Annotated in this window: 11 protein-coding genes and 5 tRNA genes; 15 read left to right on the top strand and 1 reads right to left on the bottom strand. The window is 64.3% G+C overall.

All coding sequences use genetic code 11. The annotated features are described in order from the left end of the window. The first annotated feature begins 3 nt into the window (after window positions 1–3). The 9 genes from iscU to LDZ21_RS05555 all read left to right on the top strand — a co-directional run bounded on the left by iscU (window position 4) and on the right by LDZ21_RS05555 (window position 8,971). On the top strand, window positions 4–432 hold the full coding sequence (iscU, locus tag LDZ21_RS05515) for a Fe-S cluster assembly scaffold IscU (RefSeq protein WP_035969238.1): 429 nt from the start codon (window positions 4–6) through the stop codon (window positions 430–432). A 125-nt stretch (window positions 433–557) separates the two neighbouring features. After that, window positions 558–881: an iron-sulfur cluster assembly protein IscA gene (gene iscA, locus LDZ21_RS05520; protein WP_035969235.1), complete on the top strand. Its 324-nt coding sequence runs from the start codon at window positions 558–560 to the stop codon at window positions 879–881. A gap of 83 nt (window positions 882–964) precedes the next feature. Then, window positions 965–1,492, top strand: a complete 528-nt coding sequence (hscB, locus tag LDZ21_RS05525) for a Fe-S protein assembly co-chaperone HscB (RefSeq protein WP_035969233.1) — start codon at window positions 965–967, stop codon at window positions 1,490–1,492. Window positions 1,493–1,528: 36 nt separating this feature from the next. Continuing rightward, window positions 1,529–3,394 (top strand): Fe-S protein assembly chaperone HscA, encoded by a 1,866-nt coding sequence (gene hscA, locus LDZ21_RS05530; protein WP_244794549.1) that lies wholly within the window; start codon window positions 1,529–1,531, stop codon window positions 3,392–3,394. A gap of 25 nt (window positions 3,395–3,419) precedes the next feature. After that, a complete protein-coding gene (gene fdx, locus LDZ21_RS05535) occupies window positions 3,420–3,761 on the top strand; it encodes an ISC system 2Fe-2S type ferredoxin (protein ID WP_035969229.1) in 342 nt (113 codons plus the stop codon). Between the two features lie 14 nt (window positions 3,762–3,775). Then, window positions 3,776–3,973 carry a Fe-S cluster assembly protein IscX gene (gene iscX / locus LDZ21_RS05540; RefSeq protein ID WP_035969227.1) on the top strand — a complete coding sequence of 66 codons (198 nt, stop codon included), beginning with the start codon at window positions 3,776–3,778 and terminating at the stop codon, window positions 3,971–3,973. 347 nt (window positions 3,974–4,320) lie between these two features. Beyond that, on the top strand, window positions 4,321–7,143 hold the full coding sequence (locus tag LDZ21_RS05545; protein WP_244794550.1) for a xanthine dehydrogenase family protein molybdopterin-binding subunit: 2,823 nt from the start codon (window positions 4,321–4,323) through the stop codon (window positions 7,141–7,143). Next, window positions 7,140–7,712: a (2Fe-2S)-binding protein gene (locus tag LDZ21_RS05550; RefSeq protein ID WP_244794551.1), complete on the top strand. Its 573-nt coding sequence runs from the start codon at window positions 7,140–7,142 to the stop codon at window positions 7,710–7,712. The genes LDZ21_RS05545 and LDZ21_RS05550 overlap by 4 nt, the downstream gene beginning before the upstream one ends. After that, window positions 7,709–8,971: a cytochrome c gene (locus tag LDZ21_RS05555; protein WP_244794552.1), complete on the top strand. Its 1,263-nt coding sequence runs from the start codon at window positions 7,709–7,711 to the stop codon at window positions 8,969–8,971. The genes LDZ21_RS05550 and LDZ21_RS05555 overlap by 4 nt, the downstream gene beginning before the upstream one ends. A gap of 68 nt (window positions 8,972–9,039) precedes the next feature. Here the strand turns inward: LDZ21_RS05555 and LDZ21_RS05560 are convergent, their stop codons facing one another. Next, on the bottom strand, window positions 9,040–9,981 hold the full coding sequence (locus tag LDZ21_RS05560; RefSeq protein ID WP_244794553.1) for a patatin-like phospholipase family protein: 942 nt from the start codon (window positions 9,979–9,981) through the stop codon (window positions 9,040–9,042). 283 nt (window positions 9,982–10,264) lie between these two features. Between LDZ21_RS05560 and gltX the strand changes: the two genes are divergently transcribed. The 6 genes from gltX to LDZ21_RS05590 all read left to right on the top strand — a co-directional run bounded on the left by gltX (window position 10,265) and on the right by LDZ21_RS05590 (window position 12,570). Beyond that, window positions 10,265–11,671, top strand: coding sequence for a glutamate--tRNA ligase (gltX, locus tag LDZ21_RS05565; RefSeq protein ID WP_244794554.1), 1,407 nt, complete (start codon window positions 10,265–10,267; stop codon window positions 11,669–11,671). Between the two features lie 134 nt (window positions 11,672–11,805). After that, window positions 11,806–11,881, top strand: a tRNA-Ala gene (locus tag LDZ21_RS05570). Between the two features lie 161 nt (window positions 11,882–12,042). Then, window positions 12,043–12,118: transfer RNA gene (locus LDZ21_RS05575), tRNA-Glu, on the top strand. A 75-nt stretch (window positions 12,119–12,193) separates the two neighbouring features. After that, a tRNA-Asp gene (locus LDZ21_RS05580) sits at window positions 12,194–12,270 on the top strand. Between the two features lie 72 nt (window positions 12,271–12,342). After that, window positions 12,343–12,418, top strand: a tRNA-Glu gene (locus LDZ21_RS05585). 75 nt (window positions 12,419–12,493) lie between these two features. Beyond that, window positions 12,494–12,570 (top strand) — tRNA-Asp (locus LDZ21_RS05590). The last annotated feature ends 53 nt before the right edge of the window (window positions 12,571–12,623 follow it).

Raw genomic sequence — 12,623 nt, forward strand, 5'->3', positions numbered from 1 at the left:
ATCATGGCTTATAGCGACAAGGTTCTGGACCACTACGAAAACCCGCGCAACGTCGGCTCGTTCTCGAAGGACGACGACACCGTCGGCACCGGCATGGTCGGCGCGCCCGCTTGCGGCGACGTGATGAAGCTGCAGATCCGCGTCGGCGCGGACGGCGTGATCGAAGACGCGAAGTTCAAGACGTACGGCTGCGGCTCGGCCATCGCGTCGAGCTCGCTCGTCACCGAATGGGTGAAGGGCAAGACGCTGGACGAGGCGCTGTCGATCAAGAACACGCACATCGCCGAAGAACTGGCGCTGCCGCCGGTGAAGATCCACTGCTCGATTCTCGCGGAAGACGCGATCAAGGCAGCGGTCGCCGATTACAAGGAGCGTCACGGCGCCGCGGCTCCGCAAGCGCAGGAAGCGCAAGCGAAGCAGCAGGCAGCGTAAGGACGAGCGCGCGAGCATCAGCGCGCGCATACGGTTTTCGAAGCAAGGCATGGCCGCAGCGGCGCCGCATCATCGGCGGCGACGCTGCGACAAGGCGGGATTTGAGCGCGAGAGACGCGAAGACTATGGCAATCACGTTGACGGAGAAGGCGGCACAACACGTGCAGAAGTATCTGACGCGACGCGGCAAGGGCCTCGGCCTGCGCCTGGGCGTGCGCACGACGGGCTGCTCGGGTCTGGCTTACAAGCTCGAGTATGTCGATGAATTCGCACCGGAAGACATGGTGTTCGAATCGGCCGGCGTGAAGGTCGTGATCGACCCGAAGAGCCTCGCGTACCTCGACGGCACCGAACTCGACTTCGCCCGCGAAGGGCTGAATGAGGGCTTTCGCTTCAATAATCCGAACGCGAAGGACGAATGCGGCTGCGGCGAATCGTTCCGCGTATGACGCGAGTGACGCCGGCGGTTTCGGCATAAGAGGCGGCGCTGGCCGCCTTTTTCATTCGCGTTTCTTGAACACACACCAACGTCATGGCCACGCTCACCGACAGTCACTTCGATCTCTTCGACCTGCCGCAGACGTTCGCCGTCGATCGCCAGAAGCTCGACGACGCCTATCGCACCGTGCAGGCGCAGGTTCATCCTGACCGCTTCGCCGCCGCCGGCGACGCCCAGCGACGCCTCGCGATGCAATGGGCGACGCGCGCGAACGAGGCGTATCAGACGCTGCGCGATCCGCTCAAGCGCGCGCGCTACATGCTGTCGCTGCGCGGCGTCGATGTCGGCGCAGAAAACAACACGGCGATGGAGCCGGCTTTCCTGATGCAGCAGATGGAATGGCGCGAGAATATCGAGGATGCCGCCGCCGCGAAGAACGTCGGCGCGCTAGAAGCATTGCTCGACGAACTGCGCGACGAAGAGCGCGTGCGCTTCACGAAGCTCGAAGCGCTGATCGACAGCAAGGCGGACCAGGCGGCGAGCGAAGCGGTGCGTCAGTTGATGTTCATCGAGCGCGTGGCGCATGAGATCGGCGAGCAGATCGAGCGGCTCGAACACTGACCAGCACGCGCCGGATACAACCCCACAAGACCAACGATGGCTTTACTGCAAATCTCAGAACCCGGCATGGCGCCTGCGCCGCACCAGCGGCGCGTCGCGGTCGGCATCGATCTCGGGACCACGAATTCCCTCGTGGCCGCCGTGCGCAACAGCGTGCCCGAAGCGCTGCCCGACGAGGACGGCCACGTGCTGCTGCCGTCCGTCGTGCGCTATCTGGACAAGGGCGGCCGGCGCATCGGCCGCATCGCGAAGGAAGAAGCCGCCACCGATCCACGCAACACGATCGTCTCCGTCAAGCGCTTCATGGGCCGCGGCAAGACCGAAGTGGAGGGCGCGGAGAACGCGCCGTACGACTTCATCGACGCGCCCGGCATGGTGCAGATTCGCACCGTCGATGGCGTGAAAAGCCCGGTCGAAGTATCGGCGGAAATACTTGCGACGCTACGCTATCGCGCGGAAGACACGCTCGGCGAGGATCTCGTCGGCGCGGTCATCACCGTGCCCGCGTATTTCGACGAAGCCCAGCGCCAGGCGACCAAGGACGCGGCGAAGCTCGCGGGCCTGAACGTGCTGCGCCTGCTGAACGAACCGACCGCGGCGGCGATCGCCTATGGCCTCGACAATGGCGCGGAAGGCCTCTACGCGGTGTATGACCTCGGCGGCGGCACCTTCGATCTGTCGATTCTCAAGCTGACGAAGGGCGTCTTCGAAGTGCTCGCGGCGGGCGGCGATTCCGCGCTCGGCGGCGACGACTTCGATCAAGCGCTGTACCGGCATGTGCTCGCCCAGGCGGGCGTTCAGCCGGAAGCGCCGGAAGACGTGCGCCTGCTGCTCGATCACGTGCGCACCGCGAAGGAAGCGCTCTCGTCGGCGAACGAAGCGCGCGTGCAGGCGACGCTGTCGACCGGCGCGCACATCGACGTGGCCGTGACCGAAGCGCAGTTCGCCGCGCTGACCGAATCGCTCGTCGCCCGTACGCTCGGGCCGACGAAGAAGGCGCTGCGCGACGCGAAAGTCACGCCTGCCGACATCAAGGGCGTCGTGCTGGTCGGCGGCGCGACGCGCATGCCGGTCATCCGCCGCGCGGTCGAGGCGTTCTTCGGCCAGCCGCCGCTCGTGAATCTCGATCCGGATCAGGTCGTCGCGCTCGGCGCCGCGGTGCAAGCGGATTTGCTCGCGGGCAACCGGCGCGGCGAAGGCGACGACTGGCTGCTGCTCGACGTGATCCCGCTGTCGCTCGGCGTCGAAACGATGGGCGGCCTCACCGAAAAGATCATTCCGCGCAACTCGACGATCCCGACCGCCCGCGCCCAGGATTTCACGACCTTCAAGGACGGCCAGACGGCGATGGCCATTCACGTCGTGCAGGGCGAGCGCGAGCTTGTGTCCGACTGCCGGTCGCTTGCGCGCTTCGAACTGCGCGGCATTCCGCCGATGGCCGCGGGCGCCGCGCGTATCCGCGTCACCTATCAGGTCGATGCGGACGGCCTGCTGTCCGTGTTCGCTCGCGAGCAGTTGTCGGGCGTGGAGGCGTCGGTGGTGGTGAAGCCGTCCTACGGTCTCGCCGATGACGACGTCGCCCGCATGCTCGAAGAGAGCTTCAAGACCGCCGAGACCGACATGCGCGCCCGCGCGCTGCGCGAGGCGCAGGTCGAAGCGGAGCGCCTCGTCGAAGCGACGCACGCGGCCATCGCCGCTGACGCCGAACTGCTCGACGACGCCGAGCGCGCGCAGATCGACGCGCTAGCGGCCGAACTGGCGACGCTTTCGAAGGGCGATTCGACGCAGCAAATCGAAGACGCGACGAAGGCGCTATCCGCCGCCACCGACGAGTTCGCCGCGCGCCGCATGAACAAGAGCATTCGCCGCGCGCTCGCCGGCCGCAAGCTCGACGACGTCTGATCCACTCAAGTATCCACGGAAAACCATGCCTCAAATCGTTGTGCTGCCTCATGTCGAACTCTGCCCGGACGGCGCGGTGATCGACGCCGATGCCGGCAAGAGCATCTGTGACAACCTGCTGGAACACGGCATTGAAATTGAGCACGCGTGCGAGAAGTCGTGCGCGTGCACGACCTGCCACGTCATCGTCCGCGAGGGTTTCAACGCGCTGGAACCGTCGGAGGAGACCGAAGACGATCTCCTCGACAAGGCCTGGGGCCTCGAACCGACTTCGCGGTTATCATGTCAGGCGATGATGCCGGCCGAGGACGACCTGGTGGTCGAGATTCCCCGGTACTCCATCAATCATGCCAAGGAAAATCACTGACAGGAGGCTCGCCCATGAAGTGGACGGATACCCAGGAGATCGCGATGGCGCTCACCGACGCGCATCAGGATGTCGATCCCCAATACGTGCGTTTCACGGATCTGCATCGCTGGGTGACGGAACTCGACGGTTTCGACGACGATCCGCAAAAATCCAACGAGAAAATCCTCGAAGCGATTCAGGCGGCGTGGATCGAAGACGCGGATTACTGAATTCCCCACTGCATCGGCTTCAAAGAACGGCGGCGCTCGCGAGAGGCCGCCGTTTTTCATTGGCGCGCGCCATAGATAGCCCGCACGGCAGCCCGCACGGCTTGCCGCCCGCGAATCTTGACAGAACTTGACGCCGCCAGCGTTGTTCACGCTTCCCCTGCCACTTAAAATCGCGCCCGCTGTGCGCCGGCAAGCAACGCCGGCCGCATTCCATCACGCCCAGACGCCGTAGTAATTCGCGCGTCGATGTTTGGCATCACGAACAAAATCTTACATGCCCGCGTCGAGGCGGCGTGTGGCCGTCCGTCCAACGGATGGTTTCCGGGCGTTCATTTGAGGAGAAGTACATGGGAAAACTCGGCCTGTCGCGTCGTGGTTTTCTGAAGGCGGGCGCGCTCGCGGGCGTGTCGGTTTTCATTGCGCCCCTGGGCAGCCGCGCGTTCGCGGCCCTGTTCGAAGAAAAGATCCTGACACCCGTGCAGTGGGATGCGGCGAGCGGCAACGCGAAGTTCCGCATCGACGGCATCGCGAAAGTAACGGGCGCGAAAGTGTTCGCTCGCGACATCCGCGCCAAGGATATGCCGCACTGGCCGCAGGAGCAGTCGCACGCGCTCGTTCTGCGCACGACGCTCGCGGATCGCACTTACGCGGGCATCGATCTTTCGTCGCTCGACGGCGGGCTCGCGCCTGATCGCGTGGTTACTGCCGACGATCTCGCGCGCGACAAGCTCGCGTTTCCCGCTTTCTACGGCGACGACATGTTGTTGCCCGTCGGCAAGACACCCGCGTATCTGGGGCAGGCGGTCGCGATTCTGATCTATCACGATTTCGCGCGCTTTCGTCTCGCGAAGGACAAGCTGCAGTTCCGCGAAGGCGTCGTCCGTTACGGCGAGCGCACGGCGTTCGTCGAGCGCGATCCGTGGGCGACGTTCCGCTTCGTGCGCGTCGGCGGCAAGACGCCGTATGACGACGACACCTTCTCCAGCATGAAGGACTCGCCGCTCTTCCCGCACATGATGAAGAAGCGCGAGCCGGTCTGGGCCGATGCCCACGAGCACGGCAAGCTCGACGAGCAGGGCGTGTTCCACGCGCAGGCCATCGCGGACGAGCTGGATCATCCGCCGGCGGAATGGCTCGTGGTGGATCGCGAGTACAAGACGCAATCCGTCGATACCGCCGCGCTCGAGCCGGATAACGCGAACTGCTGGTACGACGCCGCGACGCAATCGCTGCACATGGTCATCCCGACGCAGGGACCGCATGAAGTGGCGCAAAGCGCGCTGGAGATGGCAGGCAAGTCGCGCTTCCCGGTGAAGAACCTGTTCCTGCATCCGTGCTACACGGTCGGCTACGGCTCGAAGGATCACTACAACGTGCCGTTCTATGGTCTCGTCGCGGCCATGTACGGTGACGGCCGCCCGGTGCGCCTCGCGTTCGACCGCTTCGAGCAGTTCCAGAGTTCGCTCAAGCGCCACGCATTCGACATGCGCTATCGCATGGCGGTCGACAAGAAGACCGGCCAGATTCAGTCGTTCAAGGGCGACTTCAGCGCGAACGGCGGCGGGCGCTGCAACTTCTCGCCGTCGGTGGCGATGGTCGGCGCAACCGCTGCGCAATCGATCTACTACATCCCGAAGAGCGATCTCATCGCGGTCGCGACTGCATCGCGCGCAGTCGACGCCGGCTCCGCGCGCGGCTACGGCACGCTGCAGAGCATGGCGGCCACCGAGATGATGATCGACGATATCGCCGCGCAGCTCGGCATCGATCCGATCGACTTGCGCCTCAAAAACGTGATGCGCAGCGGCATGAAAAACACGCAGGGTGCGATCCCCGCCGGCGCCGTGCGCGCCGAGGACGTGTTGCGCAAGGCGAAGACGCATCCGCTGTGGACGGAGCGTGCGAAGCGCAAGGTGGAATACGAGGCCGCGCATCCGGGCATGCGCTATGGCGTCGGCTTTGCCTGCACGCAGAAGGACTTCGGCACCGGCGCGGAAAGCGCGTTTGCGAAGGTCGAGTTCACGGCGGACGGGCGCATCGCGCTGTCGCACTCGGGCGCGGAAATCGGCACCGGATCGTCGACGGCGCAGGCGCTCGTCGTCGCGAAATGGCTGGGCAAGCCGGCCTCCAAGGTTCATATGGCGGTCACGGACTGGCTCGATTTGCCGGTCGTGACGAGCGGCGATCCGTACATCATGTCGCAGGCGGAGCAGGAGCGCCTGAGCGCGAATCCACGCTGGTCGCCGGCTTATATGTCGCCCGCGAGCGCGACGAACTCGGCGTACTACTTCTCGCATGCCACACGCGAGGCGGCGCGCGTCGTGTTCCGTCACGGCCTGTGGCCCGCTGCCATGGCGATCTGGTCGCAAGGCATCGGCGGCGGGCAGGCGACGTCGTTCATCGTGCGTATCGAGGATGCGCGCTGGGTCGACGGCAAGCTCTCCGCCGACGGCCTCGAGCCGATTGCCTTCGAAGTCCTTGCGAAGAAAGCGCACGACCTCGGCCTCGTGACGGGCGCGGCCGTGCACACGTTCAACCGCTGGCAATGGAGCGAGGCGCAATTCGATATCGCGGGCACGCCCGATCAGCTTCCGCTCGATGGCCTCTCGGTGCGCTTTGGCGGCGAAGGCGCGCAAGAGACGGGCAAGACCGCGGCCAAGGGCTACACGGTGCTCGATCGCAAGAAGCTGATGATCCCGCCCGTGCAGCGCAATAACGCGATGGTCACGTACTACAGCGCGATCGGCACGCTCGTCGAACTGGCGGTGAACGAGGCGAGCGGCAAGGTCGAACTGCTGTCGCATCACTCGATCATGGAATGCGGCAACCAGATCTCGCCGCAACTCGTGTCGGGCCAGTTGCAAGGCGGCCTCGCGATGGGCATCGGCCACGCGCTGCACGAATATCTGCCGCTCTACGAAGACGGCCCCGGCAACGGCACCTGGAACTTCAACCGCTATCACTTGCCGCTCGCAAGCGACGTCGCCGTGTGGAAACAGACCGGCGAAGTGCTGCCGCCGCTCAGTGAGACCGACCCGCCGAAGGGCATCGCCGAGGTGGTGATGATCCCGGTGGTCGGAGCCATCGTCAACGCGATCGCGCATGCGATCGGCCATCGCTTCACCGCTTTGCCGGTGACGCCGAAGAACATTCAGGAGGTGCTCGCATGACGGCGATCCAATCCGCCGCGGGCGTCGAAACACGCTCGCTCTCGATGACCATCAACGGCAACAAGGTCGGGCCGATGCAAGTCCCCGCCGGTCTGCCGATGATCGATTTCCTGCACGAATACGCGGGCCTCACGGGCTCGCGGCTTGGCTGCGGGCAGGGCGTCTGCCACGCGTGCGTCGTCATCGTGGATCGTGCCGACGGCACGAGCGAGGAAGTGCGCACGTGCATCAATGGCGCGCATTTCTTCGACGGCAAGACCGTGCGGACCATCGAAGGCCACGCGAAGCGCAACGAGCACGGCGAAGTCGTCGAACTCGCGCCGGTGCAGCAGAAGTTCCTCGAGCACTTCAGCTTTCAGTGCGGCTATTGCACGCCGGGCTTCGTCAACGCGACGACCGTGCTGCTGGAGCGGCTCAAGCGCGAGCCGATCGCGAAGGATCAGATCGAAGCGACCATCATGGACGCGCTCAACGATCACATCTGCCGCTGCACCGGCTACGTCCGTTACTACGAGGCGGTGAAGGACCTCGTGCTGTCCACGCCGGGACTCGTGAAGGACGCCGCATGATGGGATCGACCGTAACCGTCACTCGCCGCTTCTCGCGTGCAATCCGGGCGTTGCCGCTCGTTCTCGCGGCAGCCGGCGCGTTCGCGTTGTCCGCCTGCGGCAGCCATGAGAACGCTGCGCCGAAGACCAGTTCGCCGGAACTGGTCGCGCGTGGACGTTATCTCACGCAAGCCGCCGATTGCGCCGCGTGCCACACCTCGACGGGCGGCGCGCCGTTCGCGGGCGGCGTGAAACTGGAATCGCAGTTCGGCACGTTCCATGGCACGAACATCACGCCCGATTCGAAATACGGCATCGGCCAGTGGAGCGCGGACGACTTCTACGCCGCACTTCACGACGGCAAGACGCCGAAGGGCAAGCTGTATCCGGCGATGCCGTACACGTCGTATCGGCAGATGACGCGTGAGGACAGCGATGCGATCTACGCCTATCTGATGTCGCAGAAGCCGGCGGCCGTGCCGAACATCGGCGCCGATCTCAAGTTCCCGTACAACGTGCGCTTCGCCGTGCGGTTCTGGGACGCGCTGTTCCTGAAGGATCAGTTGCCGGACGCCTCGACGGGACATTCCGCCGACTGGACGCGCGGCCGCTATCTGGCCAACGCGCTCGGTCACTGCACGGAATGTCACACGCCGCGCGGCGCGTTCGGTCAGCTTGAGGGCGCGCAGACGCTGCAGGGCGGAACGCTCGGACGCGTCGGTGCGCCGGACATCACGCCCGCCGCACTGGCGGCGCGCGGCTGGACCGGACCGGACCTGCAGGCGTTCTTCTCCACCGGTTTCGCGAAGCAAGGCTCGGCGTTCAGCGAGATGCATCCTGTCGTTTATCTGAGCACGCAGCATCTGAATCCGGACGATCTGCGCGCGCTGACGGTGTATCTGCTGGGCGATGCGCCGCCCGCACCCGCGCCGATGACAGTCCAGAGCGGCGATGCCGCGCAACTGGCAGCGGGCCGCAATCTTTATCTCGATTCCTGCGCCGGCTGTCACGGACGCGAGGGCGAGGGCAAGCCGCATGTCGCAGTGGCGATGAAGCAGAACTCGACGCTGCGTCAGAGCGATCCGCGCAACCTGATCGTCTCGATGCTCGACGGTATCGAAGCGCAGGCGTTTCCGGGCATCGAAAGCATGCAGCACATGCCCGCTTTCGCCGGCACGTATAGCGACGAGCAGATAGCGCGGTTGACGAACTATCTGCGCGTGACGTGGGGCGGGCAGCGAAGCGACGTCACTGCCGACGAGGTGAAGTCCTTACGCTAAAGAGAGAAGGCCACGCAAATGCGTGGCCTTCGTCTTTTGGGATCGTCCAACTGGCTTCAGCGTGTCGTTCAAACGCGCACGCCGCGCTCCGCAAGCTGCCGCTGCAGCGCCGGCCACATCTTCGAGACTGCTTCTTCGCCCGCCAGAATCGCTGCGTTGCGCTGACTGAAGTCGCTGCTGCTCATCGCGTTGAGATTCGGGCGAATGACCGCGTCCGCGTATTTGTCGAGTTCATAGGCCTTGATCGACTGGCCCATGATCGTGAAGGTCTGCATCAGCACGTCGAACGAACTCTGCGTGAGCGCGGTTTCCGGACGCGCGGAGATGTCGACGGCAATCACGAAATCCGCGCCCATCTTGTGCGCGAACGCAGCCGGCACCGGGCTGACGAGGCCGCCATCGACGTATTCGTGGCCGCCGATTTTCACCGGCTCGAAAATGGACGGCACGCTGCACGACGCGCGCACCGCGATGCCCGTATTGCCGCGCTGAAAGAGAATCGGCTGGCCGCTCCTGAGATCCGTGGCGACGATGCCGAGCGGCTTCGCCATCTTCTCGATCGGCCGATTGTCGAGCGTCTTGTTGAGGTAGTTCTGCAGCGCGACGCCTTGCAGGATGCCGCGCGTGCGAAAGGGCATCGCCCAGTCGCTGATCGACGCTTCGTCCATCGTCAGCGCGAGCTTGTTGATCGCAATGCCGTTCATCCCCGAAGCGTACAAGGCCGCGATCACCGAACCCGCGCTCGTGCCAGCCACCAGATCGACCGGCACGTTGCGGGCCTCGAGCGCCTTGATGACGCCGATGTGAGCGAAGCCGCGCGCCGCGCCGCCGCCGAGCGCGAGACCGATGCGGGCCGGGCGCTGCGGAGCTGCGTTAGGCGCGGGCGTGGCCGCGACGGGCGCGCCGCCGCCGGAGCTGCCGCCGCCCGTGGTGGTGCAGGCGGCGAGAACGGACGATGCCGCCGCGAGCGAAAACGCGCGGCGCGAAAGACGAGGTGACGATGACTTCAAGGCGAACTCCAGCGGTGCGACGGGTGCGACGGATGTGAAAGGGCCGCTTTCGAGGACGGTTTCGCGTGCGAGGGAAAACGGCGCGCACATCATAAAACAAAGCCGGGCGGGGCGGCGTGAAGCGGTCGACGAGTATAATTTCGTCTCATTTTCTAGGTGGCGCGCGCCTCGTGCCCACGGCGCTTTTCGTTCCGTCAGAGCGCTTCGAGCAACCGGCTGTGAGACGCGCGCAAGGCATCGCGGTTTGCGAGCGCCGGCCATCGAGTATTTCGAGAACAACGCAATGACCCAAGTCCGTACACGCTTCGCCCCGAGCCCGACCGGCTTCATCCATCTCGGCAATATCCGCTCCGCGCTCTATCCGTGGGCGTTCGCGCGCAAGATGAAGGGCACCTTCGTGCTGCGCATCGAGGACACGGACGTGGAGCGCTCAACGGAAGCATCCGTCGATGCCATTCTCGAAGGCATGGCGTGGCTCGGCCTCGACTTCGACGAAGGCCCGTTCTATCAGATGCAGCGCATGGATCGCTATCGCGAAGTCGTTGCGCAGATGCTCGAAAGCGGGCTTGCGTACCACTGCTACATGTCGACGGAAGAGCTCGACGCGCTGCGCGAGCGCCAGCGCGCCGCGGGCGAGAAGCCGCGTTACGACGGCACGTGGCGCCCGGAGCCCGGCAAGGTGCTGCCGCCGGTGCCCGAAGGCGTGCAGCCGGTCGTGCGCTTTCGCAATCCGCTGACGGGCGTCGTCGCGTGGGACGATGCAGTGAAAGGGCGCATCGAAATTTCGAACGAAGAACTCGACGATCTCGTGATCGCGCGCCCGGACGGCACGCCGACGTACAACTTCTGCGTGGTCGTCGACGATCTCGACATGAAGATCACCCACGTCATTCGCGGTGACGATCACGTGAACAACACGCCGCGCCAGATCAACATCCTGCGCGCGCTGGGCGGCGAGCCGCCGGTGTACGCGCATCTGCCGACTGTGCTGAACGAGCAGGGCGAGAAGATGAGCAAGCGCCACGGCGCGATGAGCGTCGTCGGTTATCGCGATGCGGGCTATCTGCCGGAAGCGGTCGTGAACTATCTCGCGCGGCTCGGCTGGTCGCACGGCGATGCGGAAATCTTCTCGCGTGAGCAGTTCGTCGAGTGGTTCGATCTGGACCATCTCGGCAAGTCGCCGGCGCAGTACGACCACGACAAGCTCAACTGGCTGAACGCGCATTACATCAAGGAAGCGGACAACGCGCGGCTCGCGGAACTGGCAAGGCCGTTCCTCGCCCAAGCCGGAATCGACGCCGCGGCCATCGACGGCGGCGCGCCGCTGGATCAGGTTGTCGCGCTGCTCAAGGATCGCGCATCGACGGTCAAGGAGATCGCCGAAAACGCCGCGATGTTCTATCGCGAGCCGGCCATCGACCCCGACGCCTACGCGCAGCACGTGACCGACGCGGTGCGCCCGGCGATCGCCGATCTGCGCACGGCGCTCGAAAAGGCCGAATGGAGCAAGGAAGCGATTTCGGCCGCGTTCAAATCGACGCTGAGCGCGCACAAGCTCAAGATGCCGCAGCTCGCGATGCCGGTCCGTCTGCTCGTCGCGGGCACGACGCATACGCCGTCCATCGATGTCGTGTTGATGCTGTTCGGCCGCGAAACGGTGCTGCGCCGGCTCGGGAAGGCGGCTGCCTGAAGAAGCGGCGCGCAATGGGCGAAAGTGCCCATTGCGCGCGAAAGCGGCGGACAGGCAAAAAAAGTTCGATTGTTCGGCCAGAAGGTATTTACAAGTTCGAAAACGGCCGCTAGAATCTCGTTTCTGTTCTGCAAGGGGGTATAGCTCAGCTGGGAGAGCGCTTGCATGGCATGCAAGAGGTCAGCGGTTCGATCCCGCTTACCTCCACCAAAGAACAGATGAAGTGAATTTGCGAAGTAGTAGCCGAAACCGGAAGCCGCAAAAAATACTTCACAAGATACTCGAAGTTGTTTAAAATCTCGGTCTTCGTTGATTCGAAGCAGCAAAAAGAATCAGCGAAGCAAGCTGTAAAGACAGAATCACAAGTTTCTGTCCCCTTCGTCTAGAGGCCTAGGACATCACCCTTTCACGGTGAGTACAGGGGTTCGAATCCCCTAGGGGACGCCAAAACATCGGCGGCTGCTAGTTGAAAGCGCTGCGAGTTTCATGAGCCAGTCAGGCGCGTGAGACGATGGAAGAGTTGGAGCGGTAGTTCAGTTGGTTAGAATACCGGCCTGTCACGCCGGGGGTCGCGGGTTCGAGTCCCGTCCGCTCCGCCAATGCCTTGCGAGCAGGAGTAGTCCGGCTGATTAGCCGGTTTTTTTTCGCCGCAGGGTTGCAATAAGTTTGTTGTCCCCTTCGTCTAGAGGCCTAGGACATCACCCTTTCACGGTGAGTACAGGGGTTCGAATCCCCTAGGGGACGCCAGAACATCGGCGGCTGCTAGTCAAGCGCTGCACGTTTCGCGAGATTCGTCACTCTCGCGGGCGCGATGAAAGAGTTGGAGCGGTAGTTCAGTTGGTTAGAATACCGGCCTGTCACGCCGGGGGTCGCGGGTTCGAGTCCCGTCCGCTCCGCCAGCTCAAGATGAGAAAATCCAGCCTTCGGGCTGGATTTTTTTTGCCCGTTCTCC

The organism is Caballeronia grimmiae, assembly GCF_022879615.1.
GTDB lineage: Bacteria > Pseudomonadota > Gammaproteobacteria > Burkholderiales > Burkholderiaceae > Caballeronia > Caballeronia grimmiae.

Excerpts from the sequence above, each read along its gene's own strand:
- hscB (WP_035969233.1), top strand. The coding sequence starts at position 965 with ATGGCCACGCTCACCGACAGTCACTTCGATCTCTTCGACCTGCCGCAG.
- gltX (WP_244794554.1), top strand. The coding sequence starts at position 10,265 with ATGACCCAAGTCCGTACACGCTTCGCCCCGAGCCCGACCGGCTTCATC.
- iscX (WP_035969227.1), top strand. The coding sequence starts at position 3,776 with ATGAAGTGGACGGATACCCAGGAGATCGCGATGGCGCTCACCGACGCG.
- LDZ21_RS05545 (WP_244794550.1), top strand. The coding sequence starts at position 4,321 with ATGGGAAAACTCGGCCTGTCGCGTCGTGGTTTTCTGAAGGCGGGCGCG.
- LDZ21_RS05550 (WP_244794551.1), top strand. The coding sequence starts at position 7,140 with ATGACGGCGATCCAATCCGCCGCGGGCGTCGAAACACGCTCGCTCTCG.
- hscA (WP_244794549.1), top strand. The coding sequence starts at position 1,529 with ATGGCTTTACTGCAAATCTCAGAACCCGGCATGGCGCCTGCGCCGCAC.
- iscU (WP_035969238.1), top strand. The coding sequence starts at position 4 with ATGGCTTATAGCGACAAGGTTCTGGACCACTACGAAAACCCGCGCAAC.
- iscA (WP_035969235.1), top strand. The coding sequence starts at position 558 with ATGGCAATCACGTTGACGGAGAAGGCGGCACAACACGTGCAGAAGTAT.
- LDZ21_RS05555 (WP_244794552.1), top strand. The coding sequence starts at position 7,709 with ATGATGGGATCGACCGTAACCGTCACTCGCCGCTTCTCGCGTGCAATC.
- fdx (WP_035969229.1), top strand. The coding sequence starts at position 3,420 with ATGCCTCAAATCGTTGTGCTGCCTCATGTCGAACTCTGCCCGGACGGC.